Raw genomic sequence first — 20,329 nt, forward strand, 5'->3', positions numbered from 1 at the left:
CGTACGGCCGGGGCGAAGGGCTCGCCCGCCCCGGGGACGGGCGCGGGCACACCGACCGCCCCGGGGCCCGAGGCGCCGGACGGCGTCCGCCGCACGGCCGCTCCCGCCCGTACAGCCCGTACGCGCCGGACGGAACGTACGGCTTGTATGGCTTGCACGACTTGTACGACTTGTACGGCTCGCACGGGGAGTGGGGTGCCGGGGCGCGACTGATGCACGGTCTCGACCATCTTCCGCCTTTCACCCTACAGAGCGTAGGGTTTTCCACCCTACAAGACGTAGGGTGGAAGCCGGAAGCCGCGAGGGGATGGGGGCGGATCGGGGCAAACGGGTGGGGGCGCACTCCGTCAGCCCTCACCACTGTCCGCACCCCTACGCGCTGTAAGGTGACGAACATGGCTGGCACAGTCCCTCACGGGAGGGCGGAACGGCGCGGCGCCGGCGCGTTGGAGAGCGAGGTCCTCGCCACCCTCTGGGCCACCGACGAGGCCCTCACCCCCGCCGAGATACAGAGCGAGATCGGCGGCGGTCTCGCCTACAACACCGTGCACACCATCCTCAAACGCCTCTACGACAAGGGTCTGGTGCTGCGTGACGTCGACGGCCGGCGCGGCGCGTACCGGCCCGCCAAGAACGCGGCCGAACTGACCGCGGAGGCCATGCACGAGGCACTGGACCGCGGGCCGGACCCGATCGCGGCCCTGCAGCAGTTCGTCACCGGGCTGAGCCCCCGGGAGGAAAAGGCCCTCCGCGACCTCCTCGGGGGGAGCGGTCCGTGAGGATCGACGTCTACGTCCCCCTCGTCCTGCCGTTGCTGCTGACGGCCGCCGCGGCACAGGTGGGCCGGCGGCTCTCCCCCGCGCCGGCCGCCCGCCTCCTCACCGTCACGGCCGTCCTGACCGCGGCCGCCTCCACCTGGGCACTGCTGCTGCTCGCCGCGACCCTGCTCGGCGAGGTGCCGTTCGTGGCCCTGGAGACCGGGGAGACGGGCAGGCGTCCGCCCGAACCGGTGCCGGTGGCGATCGCCGTCGCGGCGATCACCCTCCTCTCGCTGATCGCCTGCCGGTTCGTAGGGGCCCTGCGCGCCCACCGTGCGACCCGTCGTGCCCTTGAGCGGCTGAGCGCCGGGCATCCCGCGGACAGCGAGCTGATCGTCGCGGCGTCCTCGACCCCGCGGGCCTTCGCGATCCCGGGGACACCGGGCCGGATCCTGGTCACGTCCGCCATGCTCGGCGCGCTGGAACCGGCCGAGCGGCGGGTGCTGCTGGCCCACGAGCGCGCCCACCTCACGCACCGGCACGCGGCCCTGTCGACCGCGGTGACGCTGGCCGCCGCGGCCAATCCGGTACTGGGACCGGTGCGCACCGCCGTCGCCTTCCAGGTGGAGCGGTGGGCCGACGAGGAGGCGGCGCGGAGCGTCGGGGACCGGCGCACCACCGCGCGCGCCCTCGCCCGGGCCGCCCTCGTGGCCCAGCGGGCCCGGCCGGGGTGCGCCCTGAACTTCTCCGAGAACGCCGTCACCCGCCGGATCGCGGCGCTGCAGACGGCTCCGCCGCCCGACCTGTGGTCCCTCGGCTTCGCCGTGCTGGCGCTCGCCGCCCTGTCCACGCTCGGCGCCCTGGACGCCACCGGCGATCTGCTCCGCCTGCTGAGCGAGACCCTCCCGGACTGAAGCCCTGACGGACGCCGCTCGGTCCGGGCCGTCGCCCCGCCGCTCAGGCCGTGTGCGCCGCCAGGGCGTCGATGAGCTCCGGCCAGAGTGGGCGGGGGCGGTCGTGTCCCATGTCGGGGACGAGCAGGAGCCTCGCCCCGGGCACCAGGTCGGCGGTGCGCTTCCCGCCGCTGGGATCGATCAGGGTGTCGTCCAGACCGTGGACGACCAGCGTCGGCATCCGCAGTGCGCGGAGCGCGTCGGCGCGTGAGCCGCCGAGGATCATCGCGCCGAGCTGCCGGACGGCTCCGGCGGGATGGTGGCCCCGGTCGTAGCTCTCGGCGGCCAGTGCACGCAGGGCGGTGGCGTCGCCGTACCGTCGGGACCCCCAGACCAGCTCCCGGTCCGCCGCCGCGACATGGCCTTCCCGGTCCGCCGGCTTCGGGGCGAAGAGCACCGCCATGGCCTCGTCGCCGGTCCTGCCGTAGTCGGGCTCGCCGGTCGAGGACATCATCGAGGTCAAGGTCAGGACGCGCTCGGGGCGGCTGATGGCCATCGTCTGGGCGATCATGCCGCCCATCGACGACCCGACCACATGGGCGCGTTCGATCCCGAGCGCGGTGAGCAGGCCGAGGCCGTCGTCGGCCATGTCCTGGAGGGTGTACGGCACCATCGCCCGTGCGGACGGGAGATCGCCCGAGCTCACCGCCTCGATGAACCGGCCCAGGTCGACGGGGTGGTCGTCGAATGTGGTGGACAGCCCGCAGTCGCGGTTGTCGTACCGGATCACATGGCGTCCGCGGTCCGCGAGCGCACGGCAGAAGTCCTCGTGCCAGGCGATCATCTGGGCGCCGAAGCCCATCACGAGCAGGACCGCCGGATCGGCGGGGTCACCGAACGTCTCGTACGCGAGGGACACTCCGGGCGCGGCTTCGATGATCGGCATGCGGTGAGTGTCTCAAGGGCGCCCGGTCACGCGCACCGGATATTCGCGGTGCGCGACACCGCCCGGATCCACGGTGCGCGACACCGCCCGGTGCGCGACACCGACCTGGGAGCGGGACCGACCGGGGAGCGAGCGGCACCGACCGGGGTCCGGAATCGCCCGCCGGTCATCGGGCCGGCAGGGGCGGCCCCGCCTGCGGGAGAGTGACCTCGAAGCGGCAGCCTCCGGGGACGTTGTGCACCGCGGCGCGCCCCTGGTGCGCCTCCACGATGCCGCGGACGATCGCCAGGCCCAGGCCGGCCCCGGCGGGTGGGGTCCGCGCGTGGCTGCCGCGCCAGCCGGTGTCGAAGACCCGCGGCAGGTCCTCCTCGGGAATGCCCCCGCAGCCGTCGGTGACGGACAGCACCACCCCCTGGCCCGAGCGCTCCGCGGCGATCGCCACCGTGCCGTCCGCCGGTGTCCGGCGGATCGCGTTGACGAGGAGGTTGCCGAGGACCCTGCTCATCTCCTTGCCGTCCACCTCGACCGGCACCGGCTCGACCCGGTCGCCGACCAGGCGCACGCCGTACTCGCGGGCCAGCGGGTCGGCCCCCGCGAGGGCGTCTCCCACCAGGTCGTACACGGAGACACGGGAGGGCGACAGGGCCAGGCTTCCCGCATGTATGCGCGAGAGTTCGAAGAGGTCGCCCACCATGTCGTTGAGCCGCTCCACCTCGGTGCGCATCTGCCGCAGATAGCGGTCCGGGTCGGCCGCGACGCCGTCCTCCAGCGCCTCCGACATCGCGCGGAGTCCGGCGAGCGGGGTGCGCAGGTCGTGCGAGATCCACGCGACGAGTTCACGGCGTGAGGTCTCCAGGGCCCGTTCACGGTCCCGCGACTCGGCGAGCTTCACACTGGTGGCGGCCAACTCGCGCCCCAGAGCGGCGAGTTCGGCGGTCACCGGACCGTCGGGGGCCGCGAAGTCACCGCCGTCGCCGAACGAACGGGCGGCCAGCGTCAGGTCCCGGCTGCGGGCCACGACCCAGCGGCCGAGCAGCAGTGCGGTGGCCAGCGAGACAACGGCCGCCATGGCCACCACCGTCGTGACGACGGTCAGGTCGTGCGAGGACAGGAACATCGCCCACGCGACGGCGAGCGTCCCCGCGAGCATCGCGGTCACCCCCACGGCGGCGACCACGGCGAGGGACGTCGTCAGCGAGCGCCGCCGGATCAGCCACAGCGTGCCCGCGCCGAGCAGGCCCGCCCCCGCGGCCCCGAGAAACGCGAAGAGGGCGATGAGCAGGATGTCGCGCATGGTCAGACCGCCTCCGCGGACGTCGTGGCGTCGAAGCGGTACCCCACGCCCCACACCGTCTGGATCAACCGGGGCCTCGCCGGATCGTCCTCGACCTTCCCGCGCAGCCGCCGGACGTGCACGGTGACCGTCGAGAGGTCACCGAAGTCCCAGCCCCAGACCTCACGCATCAGGTCCTCCCGGCTGAACACCCGTCCGGGGTGCCGCAGGAAGAAGGCGAGGAGATCGAACTCCCTTGCCGTGAGGGCGAGTTCCGCGTCTCCTTTGGTGGCACGGCGGGCCGCCGGATCGAGACCGAGGCCGGCCGCGTGCAGCGGGGACGCGGTGGTGGCGGGCCGAGCCCGGCGCAGTACGGACTCCACGCGCAGCACCAGCTCCCGGGGGCTGAACGGTTTGGTCACGTAGTCGTCGGCGCCCACCTCAAGTCCCAGGATGCGGTCGTCCTCGTCGCCCCGCGCGGTGAGCATGATGACGGGCACGGGACCGCGCCCGCGCATCCGCCGGCACACCTCGAGGCCGTCCATCCCCGGCAGCATCAGGTCCAGCACCACCAGGTCGGGCCGGTGCGCGTCGGCACGGGCGAGCGCGGAGGGCCCGTCCGCCGCACGGTCCACCAGGTAGCCCGCACGGTCGAGATAGCCGGAGACGACCTCGGCGACGGTGGGGTCGTCGTCGACCACGAGGACACGCGCGGCGCCCCCGTGACCGGCCGGGGCGGTCGCTGCGCCGTGCACCGGGTCGCGCCCGGTACCTGCGGATTCGTACGGCTCATGCATGGCTTCACTCTCCCACCGGCCCCGGCCCGGCGTGACCCTCCGCCGCTCGACGTCCGCGTTTCGTAAGGAGCCGAAGCCCGAGATGTCCCTTTCGCGTTCGTAGGGTGAGAGCCGTGACGACCTCTCCCCCCGCGGACCCCGTAGTCGATGTGGTCCTGCCCTGTCTGAACGAGGCCGAGGCCCTGCCCTGGGTGCTCGCCCGCATTCCGTCCGGCTGGCGCGCGCTGGTCGTGGACAACGGGTCCACGGACGGCTCGGCGGAACTGGCCCGTGGCCTCGGCGCGACCGTCGTGCGCGAGACGCGCCGCGGGTTCGGCGCCGCCTGCCACGCCGGGCTGACCGCGGCCACCGCCGACATCGTGTGCTTCTGCGACTGCGACGCCTCCCTCGACCCGTCCCTGCTCGTGCCCTTCGTACGCGAGGTGCGCGACGGCTCGGCGGATCTGGTGCTGGGGCGCCGTCGCCCACAAGGACGGCACGCGTGGCCCGCCCACGCCAGGGCCGGCAACCTCGCGCTGGCCCGGATGCTCCGCCGACGTACCGGGCTCGCCCTGCGCGACCTGGGCCCGCTGCGCGCGGCGCGCCGCGAACCGCTGCTCGCCCTCGGCCTCACGGACCGCCGCAGCGGCTACCCGCTGCAGATGGTCGTGCGTGCCGCCGACGCCGGCTGGCGGGTCACCGAGCACGACGTGCCGTATCTGCCCCGCACCGGCGCCTCCAAGGTCACCGGCACCTGGCGCGGAACCTGGCAGGCGGTACGGGACATGCGCCGCGTGCTGGCGGAAGCGCCCGCCCCGTCCCGCGTTCCCGCCCCGTCCCCAGGAGGAACCACCCCGTGAGCACCCTGCTCGTCATCGCCAAGGAACCGCGGCCGGGACGGGTGAAGACCCGGCTCACCCCGCCGTTTTCGCCCCGCCAGGCGGCCGCGCTCGCCGAGGCGGCGCTCGTGGACACGCTGCTCGCGGTGGCGGCGGCGCCCGTGCGGCGCCGGGTGCTGGTGCTCGACGGCACACCGGGTCCCTGGCTGCCCCCCGGCATCGAGGTCGTACCGCAGAGCGCGGGAGGTCTGGACGAACGGCTGGCCGCGGCCTTCGCGGCCTGCACCGGACCCGCGCTGCTCATCGGCATGGACACCCCGCAGGTGACGCCGGAACTCCTCACCGTGGACTTCACCGGCTGCGACGCGTACTTCGGACCGGCCGAGGACGGCGGCTTCTGGGCCCTGGGGCTCGCCGTCCCGGACCCGGATCTGGTGCGGGGCGTCCCGATGTCCACGGCCACCACCGGCGCCGCGCAGCGGGCGCGGCTGACCGCCGCGGGTCTGCGGGTCCGCGATCTGCCGTGTCTGCGGGACGTCGACACCGCGGCCGACGCCGGAGTCGTCGCCGCGGCGGCGCCGGACGGCCGGTTCGCCGCCGAACTCGCCCGCGTCGAGGCCGGGGCCGGCCGATGAGCGCGCCACGCGAACGCGCCGCCGCCCCCGGACCCGCGGGAGGCCGGACCGCTCGCGCGGGGGCCCGCGCCACGGGCCGCGCGGGCCGGACGACACCCAGGACCACGACCTCGACCACGACGGCGACGGCAGCGACGGCGACGACAGCGGGTGCCGGTACGGCGACGGCGACGGCTGCGGCAGCGGGTGCCGGTACGGCGGCGGGGACGAGCGCGGCGGCGCGCGGGGTGGCGGGCGAAGCCACGGGGCGCGCCGAGGTGGACGGGGGCACGGCCGAGGCCGGGGTCGGAGCCAGGACCGGGGCCGGGGCAGGTGCGGCCGCGGATCGCGCGGCGGCGGCCGGTGCGGCGGCGGGTGACGCGGCCGCGACGGCGACCGGCGCGGGCGGTGCGCCGGCCGCCCCCTGGTCCGCCGGCGACCCGTACGCCGACGCGCTGCGGGTCGGCCGTGGCCCCCTCTATCTGCGGCGGACCGACGGCTGGCTGCTGCCGCTGGAGGTGGAACGGTGGTGCGCCCGCGCCGACACCGCGGACCTTGAGGTGCTGCGGCGCTGCGAGGGCGCCGTGCTCGACGTCGGATGCGGACCCGGCCGGCTGATCGCGGCGCTCGCCGCACAGGGGCGGCGGGCCCTGGGTATCGACGTCAGCGAGGCGGCCGTCGAACGCACCGTAGGGCTCGGCGGCCAGGCGCTGCACCGGTCGGTCTTCGACTCCGTTCCCGGCGAGGGCCGCTGGGGCACCGCGCTGCTGATCGACGGCAACCTCGGGATCGGCGGCGACCCGGCCGCCCTGCTCGACCGGATGGACCAACTCCTCGCGCCGGACGGTCTGTTGATCGTCGAGACGGTGCCGGTCGATGTCGACGAACGGGTCCGGGTGCGCGTCGCCGACGGCCGGGGAGCCGCCGGGACGCCCTTCCCCTGGGCCCGGCTCGGAACCCCGGCACTGCTCCGGCACGCACGGCGCGCCGGGTGGCGTCCCGACGGTCAGTGGTCGACCGGCGGCCGCTCCTTCGTCGCCCTGCGCAGCCGCAGCGCGAGCAGCACCGCGGAGCCGCCGAACAGTACCGCCGTGATCAGCAGCCAGCGGGCCAGGAAGCCGGTGCCCGCGAGGCCGGTCGCGGACCGGTAGCGGTCCGCCATCTGCCCGCTGATCAGCGGGAACCACAGGAGCAGCAACAGGCAGGAGAGAGCCGCCGGGACCCGGACGTGGACCGTCCATTCCCGGCGGCCGGCCGCGCCCAGCCCCCGCGCGAGGAGCCGGTCCGCGCCCGCGTACAACGGCACGAGCACCAGGTCGTGCAGCAGCGCCGCACCCACGAACCACAGCGTGACGCCGAACCAGTCACCGGCCAGCAGCCGCACCCCCGCGTACCCGGCGAGCGTGAACGAGCAGGCCAGGAGCAGGATCTGGAGCGGGCTGCCCAGAGGCGGCCGGCGGAGCACGGGCCGGGCGGGCAGGGACACGCGTCGCTTCATCACAGGTCTCCGAACGTCATCCGGGCCACCCATTTGGTGTTGAGCACGCCGGGCGCGGCGGGCACGATGACGCGTGCCGGGTAGCCGTGGTCGGGGGTCAGGTCCTCGCCGTTGACGGACAGGGCGAGCAGGGAACGCGGATCGCGCACCTGGTTGTCACGCAGCGCGGCCCTGCGGAACGCCCCGTGCCGCTGGAGCGACTCCACCAGCACGTCCGGCGCCGTGTCGTGCTCGTACCCGACGAGAACGGCGAGATCCCGCAGCGGCACACCCCGCCACCACTGGTCGGAAGTGGCCCATCCCTCCACGCAGGCGATGGGCAGCGCCGAACTGCGCAGGGGCAGACGCAGCAGGTCGGCGCGGCTCAGCCGGACCGTACCGGTGCGCCCGGCGACGACGAGCCGCCAGGCGTCCTCGCCCGTCTCCCGGGAGTCGATACCGGCGTAGGCGGCCGTCTTGTTGATCTGGAACCCGCCCGGCCCCGTACCCGGTTCGGGGCCCCCGTGCGGGGCGAGCAGCGCGGTCTGCCGCAGCGGCGCGTCGAAGCTGCGTCCGGCCGTCGTCACGAACAGGAGCAGCGACCCGCCGCCCACGAGCCCGACGGCGCCGCGTCGTGACACCGTGGGTTCGGCCGGGTCCGGCGAGACCAGCCCGTCCTGTTCCTCGGACGGTTGACCGGCGTCCGGGTCCGGAGTGTCGTGCCCGGCGCGCATCCGGCGGACGGTGCGCAGGGCCGCGGGTGTCTTCAGTACGGCGTGCGCGACGAAGGCGGCGATGAACACCCAGGCCCCGTAGAAGTGCAGCGGGTAGAAGGAGCCGGGGAAGAGGTAGTCGAGCTGGATGTTCAGCACGCCCGTGGTGAACTCGAACAGCCCGCCGCCGACCAGCAGGAGCAGCGAGAGCCGCTCCAGCGCGTGGGCCAGGGACCGGGCGGGCGGCAGCGCGAACAGCTTGGGGACGACCGACCACAGCTTCGCCAGGAGCACCGGGACGAGGGTGAGCCCGAGCGTGACGTGGACACCCTGGGTGAGCCGGTACAGCCACGCCGGGTGGGTCGGCCAGGAGAAGAGGTAGAAGCCGAGCAGACCCTTGTCCGGGGTCTGGTCGTTCACCGGGGCCAGGTCCGGGTTGTAGGCGGCGTACGACAGCAGTCCTGTGAGGAACAGCACCGTGATCCCGCCGAGCAGCACGATGCCGAGCACGGAGGTGAACCAGGGGCCGCGCACGGAGCTGCGCCAGAACGCGGGCGAGGTGGGGAGGAGGGGAGGCCGTGGCATGCCCTGACCGTAGGGCGGGGAAGGCCCCCAAAAGGGTCTTCGAACCATGACGAAACCCTGACGTCCCTCCCGGTGGCGGTACTCCCGGGCTGATCGCGGCCTAGCGTGCCGGTGTGAACCGCGATCTTCTCCGCGACCGTCCCCGCGATGTCTCCTCCGACCGTCCTCCCGGCGCGCGCCGTGATCTGCTGCTCGACCTGTCGGCGGTCCTCGCGGCCGCTCTGCTCGTCACGACGGCCGCCCTGGTCGGCACCGCCGTCCAGCACCGCGACCGTTCGCTCTTCGTCGAGTGGCCTCCCCTGTTCGCGCGGTGGGAGCCGCACGTCGGCCCCGGCACCCCGGCCGCCCTCGGGGTCGCCGTCGCCGTCGTGGCGTACGGGCCCCTCGTCGCGGCGCGTCTGTCCTGGCGTCCCCTGCTGTGGGCCGTCTGGGCCACCACCACGGCCTGGACGTTCTCCCTCGCGCTGGTCGACGGCTGGCAGCGCGGTGTCGCCGGACGGCTGACGACCACCAACGAGTACCTCACCGTCATCGGCCGTTTCCACGACATCCCCGCCACGCTGCGGGACTTCACCCATCACATCGTGAGCCAGTCCCCCGCCCCCTGGCCCGCGCACATCGCCGGGCACCCGCCCGGGGCCACCCTCACCTTCGTGCTGCTGGACCGGATCGGTCTGGGCGGCGGGGGCTGGGCGGGCGTGTGGTGCGTCATCGTCGGTTCGACGGCCGCGGTCGCGGTCCTCCTCACCGTGCGGGTGCTGGCCGGCGAGGCGCTCGCCCGCCGCGCCGCCCCCTTCCTCGTCCTGGCGCCGGCCGCCGTGTGGGTGGGCGCCTCGGCGGACGGGTACTTCGCCGCGGTCGCCACCTGGGCCGTCGCGTTCCTCGCCCTCGCGGTGACCGGCTCCCGCCCGAGGGCGAACGGTCTCGTCGCCGGGCTCCTGCTCGGCCTCACCGCGTATCTCTCGTACGGGCTGGTCCTGTACGCGGTGATCGCCGGTGCCGTCCTGCTGCTCGGCTCCCGGCGGCTGCGTCCGCTCCCCTTCGTCGTCGCCGGAGCCGCCGTGGTGCCGGTGGTGTTCACGCTGCTCGGCTTCGACTGGTGGGAGGCCTACCGTCTGCTGGTGACGCGCTACTACCAGGGGGTCGGCGGGACCAGACCGTACGGCTACTGGGTGTGGGCGAACCTCGCATGCACGGTGCTGGTCGTGGGACCGGCGACGGTCGCGGGGCTGCGGCGGGCGGGTGCCGCCCCGGTGCGCGGGGGTGTCCGCACGTGTCCGCGCCTGCCCGCCGCCGAACCAAGGCTCGCCCTGCTCGCCCTCGCCGCGCTGCTCGCCCTCCTCGCCGCCGATCTCTCCGGGATGAGCAAGGCGGAGACGGAACGCATCTGGCTGCCCTTCGCGATGTGGCTGCTCCCGGCCGGCGCCCTGCTGCCGCGGGCGCGCGCCTGGCTCGTCGCGCAGGCCGTCCTCGCCCTCCTCCTGAACCATCTGCTGCTGACCGGGTGGTGACCCCGTTCCCGAGGCGGCCCGCCAGAGGTAGACGACCGGTCGTACACTGAGCCCATGGGACGGACGAGCGATGCCCGCGAGAAGATACTCAGCACCGCGCAGACCCTCATCGAGCTGCGTGGGTACTCGGCCCTGGGCGTGGCCGAGATCTGCAAGGCGGCCGGTGTGCCCAAGGGCAGTTTCTACTACTTCTTCGACTCGAAGGAAGCCCTCGCCCTGGCCGTGATCGACGAGCACTGGACCGGCCAGCGGCAGGCCTGGGGGCGGATCCTGGAGAGCGACGAGGAACCGCTGCGCCGGCTGTATCTGCTGTTCGAGGCGACCGAGGCGGCCCAGCTCGCCGGGCAGGAGAGCTGCGGCACGGTCTCGGGCTGCCTGTTCGGGAACCTCACCCTGGAGATGAGCAACCACACCGAGGCCATCCGCGCGAGGCTGCAGGACATCTTCGACCAGCAGGTCGAGATGGTCGCCTCGGTCGTCGGCGAGGCGCTCGCCCGCGGGGAGGTCACCGTGCCCGACGCCCAGGAGGCCGCACGGGCGGTGGTCGCCCAGCTGGAGGGCCAGGTGCTGTTCGCCAAGCTCTACAACAACACGCACCGGCTCGGCGCGCTCTGGGCCAACTGTCTGGCACTGCTGGGCGCGCGTCCGAGAACGGCCGCGGCCGCGGTCTGACCGCCCTCACCCGCCCCGGCGGAACGGGACCCGCCGGGGCGAGCCGCGTCCGCACCCTCGCCGACGGGCCACCGGCTGCCGATCGGCTGCCGGCTGCGGGTACCGCGTCCTCACGGCGCCCGCCAGATGTTGTCGAAGGCCGCGTTCTCGATACTGCGCCGCTGCCGTACGGCTTCGAGTTCCGTCTCGGCGTCGTGCACGGCGTCCAGGACGGTCCCGACCGCCCCGTCCGCGGGAGCCGCGCCCTCCCCGTCCGGGTGCTCGATGCCCACGGCCGCCGCCAGTCCGACGAGCACGGGATCGCCCTGGGACCAGCGGTCCTGCGCGTGCCGCCGGGCCGGCGAGTCGGCCCGCTCCGCGGTACCGCCGCGCAGGGGGTTCCAGCGCCGGCGTCCGGGGCCGGTCGGCGTCCGCGCGTCGAGGTCCGTCCGATAGGCCGCGAACAGGTCACGTCCCCGGCGCCACAGCCAGTCCTCGACCGACTCGTACGGCTCCTCGCGGACGAGCGACGACACCGCCTCCGACAGCAGGGTGTCGTCCGTGGCCCACGGTGCGCCGGGCACGATGCGGTCGCCGTCCAGGGTCAGGGCCCCGGCCTCGAGGAGATCGGCCAGTTCTGCCCCCGCGAGCGCGAGGGAGAGGTCGCCCTGACCGACGTCACGACGGGACGGGACGTCCAGGGCGATGATCAGCAGGTCCTGCGGTGTGGTCATGTCGGACTCCCCGTCACAGACATCGATGGCGCGTCACGGGCGTCGGCCGCGTGCGCCGGGCGGCCCGGTCCGGCCCGCTCACGCCCCGGCCCGGATTCCGAGGACACCCGTCCGCCGGGCTCACGTGCGACACCCGCCGGGCCGCCCACCGTACGGGACGGCATGCCGGTACGGGACGCCATCCCGGTACGGGGTGACGCACCCCGGTCCGCACGCCGTGCCCGGTACGGGGTGGCACGCCCGGTACCCGGTCCGGACGGCAGGCCCGTCCTTCCACCATGTGGTGCGGCGGGCCGACCCGCAGCACGGCCGCGGACCCGCGCGTCGGCGGGCGGTCGCGGTACGGGGCCACCACGGTCGCGGCGCCGGCGGTCGTCAGGAACCGGTGGCGGTCCGGCCGGGGTCGTTCGGGTGGGACTCCAGCGCGGTGACCTCCAGCGCCATCCACGAGCGGAGCGGAAGCGTGCCGAGCACCTTCTCGTGGAGTTCGTCCTCGTCGGCGGCGCGCCAGATGCCGAGGCTGCGCAGCTCGCCGACCGGGCGCCACAGCCGCGCCAGATGACCGGTGGCCGCCAGTTCGCGGGCGCGGACGGCCTCGGCGGCGCGCCGACGGTCGACCTCGTCCTGACTGGTGCCTTCCGGGATCGTGGTGGTGATCTCGACCAGGAACTCTCGCATCGTCCCGCTCCGCTCGGTGGGGCGTCCGGCGGACTCCGGGCGCCATGGGTGGCGGGACGTCCGTGGCCGCACGCCGGGACCTCCCTGCACACATCCTCCGTCGGTCACCGGGACGGCGCCACGACCGGCATCCTCCCCACTGGGAGGCGCGGCCTCGCAGCGACGTAGCATGACGGACGTGGAACTGCGTCAACTGCGGTATTTCGTCGCCGTCGCCGAGGAACTGAACTTCGGCCGGGCCGCCGAACGCCTGCTGATCGCGGGCCCGTCGCTGTCCCAGCAGATCAAGGCGCTCGAACGCGACCTTGGCGTACGGCTGTTCGATCGCGATCGCCGGTCGGTCTCGCTGACCTCGGCCGGGGCGGCCCTGCTCCCGCCCACCCGCGCCCTGCTGGAACGGGCCGAGGATCTCCAGCGGTGCGCCGAACGGCTCTCCGGATCGGAATCCGTGCGGCTCGGCTACGTCAACTGGCTCCCGCCGGACCTGACCGCCCGTACCGCGGGAGTGGCCCGGCTCCACCTCGACGCGTGGATCGCCCCCTCGCACACCCAGGCCGCCCGGGTCGCCGACGGCAGCCTGGACCTCGCGGTGTGCTGGGTACGGACCGAGGAGCTGGAACGGCGTGGTCTGCACGCCCGGCTCCTCGGCGCCGACCGGCTCTACGCCGTCTCCACCGGTGACGACACCGGCGAGGTGGCGGCCCAGGACACCGCGGTGCTCATCGACGACGACGCCACCTCCTGGTCGTCCTGGAACGTCTACGCCGAGCTGCTGGCCCGCGACACCGGCGCCCGCGCGGTGCGCATCTCCGACGGCGGCGTCACCGGTCCCGCGTTCTTCGACCACGTCCGCCGCAGCGGCCGTCCGGTCGTCAACTCGCCCAAGGGCCAGACCACCCCGCTGCCCCCCGACCTGGTCCAGCGCCCCGTCGTGGCACCGCGGCCCCTCTGGACCTGGTCCCTGGTCCGGCGCGAGAACGAGGACCGGCCCGCGGTCCTGGCCGCCATGGAGGCCCTCTGCGCCGACGTCGGCGACCTCGGCCTCGACAGCCCCGGCTCCTGGCTGCCCGAGGGCGATCCCCACCGGCACCGGGCCTGAGCCGCCCCCCTCCGACCTGCCCTGGGAGGCCGCGCCTTCCAACTGGGAGGAAATCCGTCCCTGGTCACCGCCGCGTGGCCTTTGACTTCGCCCCTCGCGCACCCTACGGTCCAAATAGTCGACCGGTCGGCTAGCCCACTCGGCCGGGACCGGTCACGCCACCCCCACCCCGATATCGGAGAAGTCATCATGAGCTCTCAGGACCAGAAGGTCGCAGTCGTCACCGGTGCCTCGCAGGGTCTCGGTGCCGGGATCGCCGAGGCGTACCGCAAGCTCGGCTACGCGGTCGTCGCCACCTCGCGCACCATCGCCCCGTCCCACGACGCCGGCATCCTGACCGTCCAGGGCGACATCGCCGATCCCGCCACGGCCGAGCGCGTGATCGCCGCCGGCATCGAACGCTTCGGCCGGATCGACACCCTCGTCAACAACGCGGGCATCTTCGTCGCCAAGCCCTTCACCGACTACACGGCGGAGGACTACGCCGCCGTCATCGGCATCAACCTGACCGGCTTCTTCCGCCTCACCCAGCTCGCCGTCGAGCAGATGCTGAACCAGGGGGGCGGCCACATCGTCAACATCACCACCAGCCTGGTCGACAACGCGGACCACAACGTCCCCTCCGTTCTCGCCTCCCTGACGAAGGGCGGCCTCCAGTCCGCCACCAAGTCGCTCGCCATCGAGTACGCCACCCGCAACATCCGCGTCAACGCGGTCTCCCCCGGCACCATCAAGACGCCGATGCACCCCGCGGAGACCCACGAGGTACTCGCCTCCCTGCACCCCGTGGGCCGGATGGGCGAGGCGAGCGACGTGGCGGACGCGGTCGTCTACCTGGAGAACGCCCCCTTCGTCACCGGCGAGATCCTCCACGTCGACGGCGGTATGAGCGCCGGCCACTGAGCCCGCGTCACCCCAAACCACTACGCACCCCGAGGGAAGGCCCCCGATGAACAGCACGACGGACAGCGAGGCGGTCCTGCGCGACGTCCTCGACCGGTGGAAGGCCGCCGTGGACAGCCACGAACCGGAGCTGGTGGCGGCCCAGTTCACCGAAGACGCGATCTTCCAGGGACTGCGCCCGTACAGCGTCGGACGAGCGGGCGTCGCCGCGTACTACGACTCCCAGCCGCTCGGGCTGAGGGCCGCGTACCGGATCCTGGAGACCCGGCGCCCCGCCGACGACCTCGTACTCGGTTACCTGGCGGTGGACTTCTCCTTCACGGACCGGCCCACTCTCGCGGTCACCCTCGCGGTCCTGGTCCAGCGCACGGAGGAGGGCTGGCGGATCGCCCACTACCAGGTCTCCCACCTCGGCTGACCCCTCCGGCCCCCGGCCCGCGGCGACGCCCGCCCGCGTCGGCCGGGGACACGGGATCACGGGTGCGCCGTCCTGTCTGCCCGGCAGGACGGCGCACCCGTGTTCCCGCTCCCGGCGCCCCTTCTTCCGGCCCAACTGGCCCGTGCCGCACACTTTTACTCATCACGGATGGCATGCCCTGGTCAAATCTGCCAGGCTTCCGGCAGCCGTCACCCCGACCCCAGGGGGACACGGCGGACATCTCACCACCGCGCTCGCGCCAGCGACGCGCGCAGCCCCCGGCTGCCCTCCGGCGCACCCGAGCCGGACGGACGGCCACCGAGCAGGCCGGAATCCCGGCCGCCTCAAAGGAGTTCGCGTGAGACCGACCCCCCACAAGGCCCTCGCGACGGCCGCACTCGCCGTCGCCGCGCTGGCCGCCGCCCTGCTGCCCGTCGCGCCCGCCGCCGCGGCGCCGCCCGCCGCTCCGTCGGCCGCGGCCGACGCCTGCACCCCCGCCCAGGTGGTCGCCAACGGCGGTTTCGAGAGCGGCACTTCGCCCTGGACGCAGTCCTCGACGAGTGTGATCACCTCGCGCACCGGCCAGAGCGCCCACGGCGGAACCTCCTTCGCCTGGCTGGACGGTGTGGGCAGCACGCACACCGACACCCTCTCGCAGAGCGTCACGATCCCGGCCGGCTGCAGTTCCGCCACCCTCACCTTCTGGCTGCACATCGACACCACCGAGACGACGACGTCCACCGCGTACGACAAGCTGACGGCGAAGATCGGCAGCACGACGCTGGCGACGTACTCGAACCTCAACAAGAACACCGGCTACGCGCAGAAGTCCTTCGACGTCTCGGCGTTCGCGGGCCAGACCGTGACCGTCGCCTTCACCGGCACCGAGGACTCCAGCCTCAGGACGAGCTTCGTCCTCGACGACGTCGCCCTCGACACCTCCGGCAGCACCACCCCGCCCGCGGACTCCACGCGCACGCCGGCCGCGCCCTCGTACATCGTCAGCCTGAGCAGCAACACCAGTGGCACCACCTGGACCGGTCATGAGAGCGCGACGTTCACCAACGCCTCCTCGACCGCGCTCAGCGAGGTGTACCTGAGGCTGTGGGACAACTACCACGGCACCTGCTCCGCGACGCCCATCACCGTCAGCAATGTCAGCGGCGGCACCGCGGGCGCCCTCTCGGTCGGCTGCACCGCCCTCCGGATCGCCCTGGCGTCACCGCTGGCCCAGGGCCAGAGCGCGACGATCGGCTTCGACCTGACGATCACCGTGCCCAGCGGCGCCGACCGCTTCGGCTACGACGGCGCCTTCGTCAACATCGGCAACGCGCTGCCCGTACTCGCGGTCAAGGACGGGGCCGGCTGGCACCTGGACCCGTACACGAACAACGGTGAGTCCTTCTACTCGCTGGCAGCCGACTTCAAGGTGACCCTCGACCACCCGACGAGCCTGCTCGTCCCGGCCACCGGCACCTCGGTGGACACCCCGGGATCGAGCGGCCGGACGGTCACCACGGCCACCGCCTCCAAGGTCCGCGACTTCGCCTGGGCCGCCGGTCCGTTCAGCAAGATCTCCGGCACCTCCCCCGCCGGCACCGCGATCAACATCTACTCCGTCTCGGGCATCAGCTCCTCCGACTCCCAGTCGATACTCTCCACCGCCAAGTCCGCGGTGGACGCCCACGCCGCACGCTTCGGCGCCTACCCGTACGGCGAGTTGGACGCGGTGATCGACAACAACTACTGGTTCGGGGGCATGGAGTACCCCGGCTTCGTCCTCGACCTGGTGAGCACCACGGCGCTCACCCACGAGATCGGACACCAGTGGTTCTACGGGATCGTCGGCGACGACGAGTACAACAGCCCCTGGCTCGACGAGGCGTTCACGGACTACGCCACCGACCTGGCGCAGAACAAGACCGGCACCAACTGCTGGAACAGCGTCTCCTGGGCCTCGTCCGCGGAGAAGATCACCAACTCGATGGCCTACTGGGACGCCCACTCCTCCCGGTACTCCACGGTGGTCTACGGCTACGGCAAGTGCGCCCTGCACGACCTGCGCCGCGTCCTCGGTGACACCGTCATGGCCAAACTGCTGAAGGACTACGCCACTTCGCACTGGTACGGGGTCTCGACCACGTCCGAGTTCAAGGCCGCCGCCCAGGCCGCCACGACCACGGACCTGACCTCCTTCTGGACCCAGCACCGCATCGACGGCTGACGGCCGACCGGTGCGCCGCGGCGGACGCCTCCCGGCGTCACCCGCGGCGCACCCCCGCGGGTGACGCCGTCCGAGGAGGACGGGCGTTCGGGACGAGATGTTGTTTCCTCATACATCTAGATGCATCATACGGTTATGCATAAGCGGGTTATGGACACGGGCACACCGGCGCCGGCGGAGGATCTGATGACCGCCGTGGAGCGGCTGGTCCGCTACGTCCGGCGCAGCGCCGTCACCGGCGGTCTGAGCACGGCGGCCTCCTCCGCGCTGAGCCGGCTCGGCCGGGAGGGGCCGCAGCGGCTGACCGAGCTCGCCAGGGCCGAGAACGTCTCCCAGCCGAACATGACCCAGCTCGTCACCCGGATGGAACGGGCGGGCCTGGTCCGGCGCGCCGCCGACCACAGCGACGGCCGGGGCGTGCTGGTGGAGGCCACCGACGAGGGCCTGGACGTGTTCCGACGGCGCCGGGCCGAGCGCGCGGAGGCGCTGCGCCGGCTGATCGAGGACCTGAGCGAACCGGAACAGCGGGCTGTCCGGGTCGCGCTGCCGGCACTCGCCCGGGTCATCGACGACCGCCGTTCCCGCTCCTGACCCGTCCCCCGCGACACCACGGAGACCGCACATGAGTGCACCGCAAGGAAGGGCCGCGAGCCCGTTCAAGCAGCCCAGGGCCGTCTGGGCCGTCGCGTTCGCCTGCGTCATCTCGTTCATGGGCATCGGGCTGGTCGACCCGATCCTGCCCGCCCTCGCCGAGGGCCTGCACGCCTCGCCCAGCCAGGTCTCCCTGCTCTTCAGCAGCTACCTGATCGTCACGGCCGTCGCCATGCTCTTCGTCGGCTGGGTCTCCAGCCACCTCGGCGCCAAGCGCACCCTGGTCGTGGGGCTGGCCGTCATCGTCGTCTTCGCCGCGCTCGCGGGCTCCTCCGGCTCCATCGACGGCATCGTCGGCTTCCGGGCCGGCTGGGGACTCGGCAACGCCCTGTTCATCGCCACCTCGCTCGCCGTGATCGTCGCCTCCGCGAGCGGCGGCTTCGGCGGCGCGATCATCCTGTACGAGACCGCCCTCGGCCTCGGTATCGCCGTGGGGCCGCTGCTCGGCGGCGAACTGGGAGCCATCAGCTGGCGCGGCCCGTTCTTCGGCGTCGCCGTCCTGATGGCGGTCGCCCTGACCGCGACCCTCGCCTTCGTCCCGGCCCTGCCGAAACCGAAGCGGCCGACCTCGCCGCTCGCCCCCCTCAGGGCGCTGCGTCACCGCGGACTGCTGACCATGGGCATCATGGCCCTGCTCTACAACTGGGGCTTCTTCACGATGCTCGGATACGCCCCGTACCCGATGAAGCTGAGCGCGCACCAGCTCGGACTGGTCTTCACCGGGTGGGGTCTGCTGGTGGCGGCCTTCAGCGTGTTCTTCGCGCCGCGTCTGCAGGCCCGGTTCGGGACCGCCCCGGTGCTGTACGCGAACCTGCTCGGCCTCGGGATCGTCATGGCGGTCATCGCGGCCGGCGTCGACTCGCCCGGCGTGGTGATCGTGGCGGTCGTCGTCAGCGGCGCGTTCATCGGCATCAACAACACCCTCACCACCCAGGCCGTCATGCTCGTCTCGCCCGTGGAGCGGCCGGTGGCCTCCTCCGCCTACGGCTTCCTCCGCTTCATCGGCGGCGGCCTCGCCCCCTACGTCGCGGGAAAGCTCGCCGACGCGACCGATCTCAGCGTCCCGTTCTACCTGGGGGCCGCGACCTTCGTCGTGGCCGTCCCGGTCCTGGCGAGCGGCCATGGTCTGCTCCGCAGGGCCGAACAGACGGCCGGGCAGGGCGAGTCCGTCGGGCCCACGCTCACGCCGGTCGGCACCGCCGCGGCCACCGCCGGCCCGCCGCTCATCGTCGCCGTCGGCGCCCATGACCGGGCGGCCGTCATCGTCGACACCGCGGCCCGGCTCGCCCGGGACACGGGCACGGCCCTGGAGGTCGTCCATGTCCAGCAGACCGCCGTGGTCGAGGAGCAGGCGGTGGACGTCGAGACCGCCGACCAGGCCCGCTCCGCCGTCACCGCCCATCTCGACCGGCTGGCGGCACACGGCATTCCCGCCGTCGGCCAGATACTCACCAGCGTCGGCGACCACGCCGCCGCGGGCCGCGCCCTGGCCCGGCACGCCGCCGACGTCCGGGCCGGCACCGTCGCCGTGGGCCGCTCGCCCCGCGGTCCGCTGGCGCAGTTCGCCGACGGGAGCTTCACCAGCGCGCTGACGCACACGGCGGCCTGTTCGGTGGTGCTCGTCGACCCCGACAGCGCGCCCCGGCCGCTGACCGCGGCCACCCTGGCGGAACTGCGCACCGCCGCCTCCGGCTGAGCGGCCGGCCGGGCACCGGTCGCCGGTGCCCGGCCTCAGCCCGCGGCCCGGCAGGGGTCACGACGGTCCGGACGCCTCCACGAACGGCCCGGCCGGCACCGGCCGTCCCGCGCCCCCGGGCGCCGCCCGCCCAGGACCGGCCGGACGACGGCCGCTGGGGTCGGGACAGGGCCCGGGCGCGGCGCGGACGTCCATCCCGTGCGGCGCACGGATTCCCGCCCCGGCTCCGCGCCCGCGGTGCCGTGTCCCGGCAGGCGTCAGCCGACCTGCGCGGCGAACGCCTCGTAGGCCCGCTCGTCGAAGAGCACGAACCTGACCTCCTCGACGGCCGTCTCCGTGTCCCGCACCGTCCGCACCGCGACGCGGGCGGCGTCCTCCATCGGCCACCCGTACACACCGGCCGAGACCGCGGGGAACGCGACCGTGCGGGCGCCGAGTCCGTCGGCGACGCGCAGCGACTCGCGGTAGCACGAGGCCAGCAGGTGCGAGCGGTCCTCGGTGTCGCTGAAGACCGGGCCCACGGTGTGGATCACCCACCGCGCGTCCAGGTCGCCCGCGGTGGTCGCGACCGCACGGCCGGTGGCCAGGCCCTTGCCGTAGTGCGAGGCGCGCAGCCTGCGGCAGTCCGCCAGGACGGCGGGGCCGCCCCTGCGGTGGATGGCTCCGTCCACTCCCCCGCCGCCCAGCAGCGAGGAGTTGGCCGCGTTGACGATCGCGTCGACGCTCTGTCCGGTGATGTCGCCCCGGACCAGGGTGATGACGGTCATGACGGCTCGGCCTCCTCGTGACGGGTTCTCCTCGCATTGTCCCCCGGCCGCCGCCGGGCCGCCCTCGCCCGGAGCGGGCCGGCGCCGCGTCCGCGGCACGTCCGTGCCGCCGCCGTGGCGCGT

20 protein-coding genes are annotated in these 20,329 nt (G+C 73.7%); 13 read left to right on the forward strand and 7 right to left on the reverse strand.

Going from position 1 to position 20,329, the window contains the following annotated elements; all coding sequences use genetic code 11:
* Positions 1-395 precede the first annotated feature (395 nt).
* Together OG776_RS11615 and OG776_RS11620 are read left to right on the forward strand one after the other, a co-directional pair.
* Positions 396-779, forward strand: a complete 384-nt coding sequence (locus tag OG776_RS11615) for a BlaI/MecI/CopY family transcriptional regulator (RefSeq protein WP_148009378.1) — start codon at positions 396-398, stop codon at positions 777-779.
* Complete coding sequence (locus OG776_RS11620; protein ID WP_148009377.1) at positions 776-1,672, forward strand: M56 family metallopeptidase; 897 nt, start codon at positions 776-778, stop codon at positions 1,670-1,672. The genes OG776_RS11615 and OG776_RS11620 overlap by 4 nt, the downstream gene beginning before the upstream one ends.
* Positions 1,673-1,715: 43 nt before the next feature.
* Here OG776_RS11620 and OG776_RS11625 read toward each other — a convergent pair whose 3' ends face one another.
* The 3 genes from OG776_RS11625 to OG776_RS11635 all read right to left on the reverse strand — a co-directional run bounded on the left by OG776_RS11625 (position 1,716) and on the right by OG776_RS11635 (position 4,667).
* Complete coding sequence (locus tag OG776_RS11625; RefSeq protein WP_329320464.1) at positions 1,716-2,597, reverse strand: alpha/beta fold hydrolase; 882 nt, start codon at positions 2,595-2,597, stop codon at positions 1,716-1,718.
* A gap of 166 nt (positions 2,598-2,763) precedes the next feature.
* Positions 2,764-3,891 carry a sensor histidine kinase gene (locus tag OG776_RS11630; protein WP_329320466.1) on the reverse strand — a complete coding sequence of 376 codons (1,128 nt, stop codon included), beginning with the start codon at positions 3,889-3,891 and terminating at the stop codon, positions 2,764-2,766.
* A gap of 2 nt (positions 3,892-3,893) precedes the next feature.
* On the reverse strand, positions 3,894-4,667 hold the full coding sequence (locus tag OG776_RS11635; RefSeq protein ID WP_261994532.1) for a response regulator transcription factor: 774 nt from the start codon (positions 4,665-4,667) through the stop codon (positions 3,894-3,896).
* 104 nt (positions 4,668-4,771) lie between these two features.
* Here OG776_RS11635 and OG776_RS11640 point away from each other — a divergent pair, with 104 nt between their 5' ends.
* The 3 genes from OG776_RS11640 (at position 4,772) to OG776_RS11650 (ending at position 7,250) form a co-directional block, all read left to right on the forward strand.
* Positions 4,772-5,506: a glycosyltransferase family 2 protein gene (locus OG776_RS11640; RefSeq protein WP_329320469.1), complete on the forward strand. Its 735-nt coding sequence runs from the start codon at positions 4,772-4,774 to the stop codon at positions 5,504-5,506.
* Positions 5,503-6,120, forward strand: a complete 618-nt coding sequence (locus tag OG776_RS11645) for a TIGR04282 family arsenosugar biosynthesis glycosyltransferase (RefSeq protein WP_148014892.1) — start codon at positions 5,503-5,505, stop codon at positions 6,118-6,120. Before OG776_RS11640 ends, OG776_RS11645 begins: the two co-directional genes overlap by 4 nt.
* Positions 6,121-6,377: 257 nt before the next feature.
* Positions 6,378-7,250, forward strand: coding sequence for a class I SAM-dependent methyltransferase (locus OG776_RS11650; RefSeq protein ID WP_329323696.1), 873 nt, complete (start codon positions 6,378-6,380; stop codon positions 7,248-7,250).
* A 346-nt stretch (positions 7,251-7,596) separates the two neighbouring features.
* On the opposite strand, the gene OG776_RS11655 is transcribed toward OG776_RS11650, so the two are convergent.
* Positions 7,597-8,874 (reverse strand): molybdopterin-dependent oxidoreductase, encoded by a 1,278-nt coding sequence (locus OG776_RS11655; RefSeq protein WP_148013046.1) that lies wholly within the window; start codon positions 8,872-8,874, stop codon positions 7,597-7,599.
* A 113-nt stretch (positions 8,875-8,987) separates the two neighbouring features.
* Between OG776_RS11655 and OG776_RS11660 the strand changes: the two genes are divergently transcribed.
* Both OG776_RS11660 and OG776_RS11665 read left to right on the forward strand, forming a co-directional pair.
* Positions 8,988-10,385 (forward strand): hypothetical protein, encoded by a 1,398-nt coding sequence (locus OG776_RS11660; protein ID WP_410093311.1) that lies wholly within the window; start codon positions 8,988-8,990, stop codon positions 10,383-10,385.
* Positions 10,386-10,439: 54 nt separating this feature from the next.
* Entirely contained in the window at positions 10,440-11,057 is a 618-nt protein-coding gene (locus OG776_RS11665; RefSeq protein ID WP_148013047.1) for a TetR/AcrR family transcriptional regulator, read from the forward strand.
* Positions 11,058-11,167: 110 nt separating this feature from the next.
* Here OG776_RS11665 and OG776_RS11670 read toward each other — a convergent pair whose 3' ends face one another.
* Positions 11,168-11,770, reverse strand: a complete 603-nt coding sequence (locus tag OG776_RS11670; RefSeq protein ID WP_329320473.1) for a GOLPH3/VPS74 family protein — start codon at positions 11,768-11,770, stop codon at positions 11,168-11,170.
* A 375-nt stretch (positions 11,771-12,145) separates the two neighbouring features.
* Positions 12,146-12,448, reverse strand: a complete 303-nt coding sequence (locus OG776_RS11675) for a muconolactone Delta-isomerase family protein (RefSeq protein ID WP_329320475.1) — start codon at positions 12,446-12,448, stop codon at positions 12,146-12,148.
* Between the two features lie 169 nt (positions 12,449-12,617).
* On the opposite strand from OG776_RS11675, the gene OG776_RS11680 reads away from it, so the two are divergent.
* The 6 genes from OG776_RS11680 (at position 12,618) to OG776_RS11705 (ending at position 19,439) form a co-directional block, all read left to right on the forward strand.
* Complete coding sequence (locus tag OG776_RS11680; RefSeq protein ID WP_187285953.1) at positions 12,618-13,547, forward strand: LysR family transcriptional regulator; 930 nt, start codon at positions 12,618-12,620, stop codon at positions 13,545-13,547.
* 189 nt (positions 13,548-13,736) lie between these two features.
* A complete protein-coding gene (locus tag OG776_RS11685; protein ID WP_148013050.1) occupies positions 13,737-14,450 on the forward strand; it encodes an SDR family NAD(P)-dependent oxidoreductase in 714 nt (237 codons plus the stop codon).
* A gap of 46 nt (positions 14,451-14,496) precedes the next feature.
* Positions 14,497-14,868, forward strand: coding sequence for a YybH family protein (locus OG776_RS11690; RefSeq protein ID WP_148013051.1), 372 nt, complete (start codon positions 14,497-14,499; stop codon positions 14,866-14,868).
* 358 nt (positions 14,869-15,226) lie between these two features.
* A complete protein-coding gene (locus OG776_RS11695; protein WP_148013052.1) occupies positions 15,227-17,092 on the forward strand; it encodes a M1 family aminopeptidase in 1,866 nt (621 codons plus the stop codon).
* Between the two features lie 135 nt (positions 17,093-17,227).
* Positions 17,228-17,683, forward strand: a complete 456-nt coding sequence (locus OG776_RS11700; protein WP_148013053.1) for a MarR family winged helix-turn-helix transcriptional regulator — start codon at positions 17,228-17,230, stop codon at positions 17,681-17,683.
* A 31-nt stretch (positions 17,684-17,714) separates the two neighbouring features.
* On the forward strand, positions 17,715-19,439 hold the full coding sequence (locus OG776_RS11705; protein ID WP_329320481.1) for an MFS transporter: 1,725 nt from the start codon (positions 17,715-17,717) through the stop codon (positions 19,437-19,439).
* A gap of 257 nt (positions 19,440-19,696) precedes the next feature.
* On the opposite strand, the gene OG776_RS11710 is transcribed toward OG776_RS11705, so the two are convergent.
* Positions 19,697-20,206: an O-acetyl-ADP-ribose deacetylase gene (locus OG776_RS11710; RefSeq protein ID WP_148013055.1), complete on the reverse strand. Its 510-nt coding sequence runs from the start codon at positions 20,204-20,206 to the stop codon at positions 19,697-19,699.
* Positions 20,207-20,329: the final 123 nt, after the last annotated feature.

The organism is Streptomyces sp. NBC_01689 (assembly GCF_036250675.1).
GTDB lineage: Bacteria > Actinomycetota > Actinomycetes > Streptomycetales > Streptomycetaceae > Streptomyces.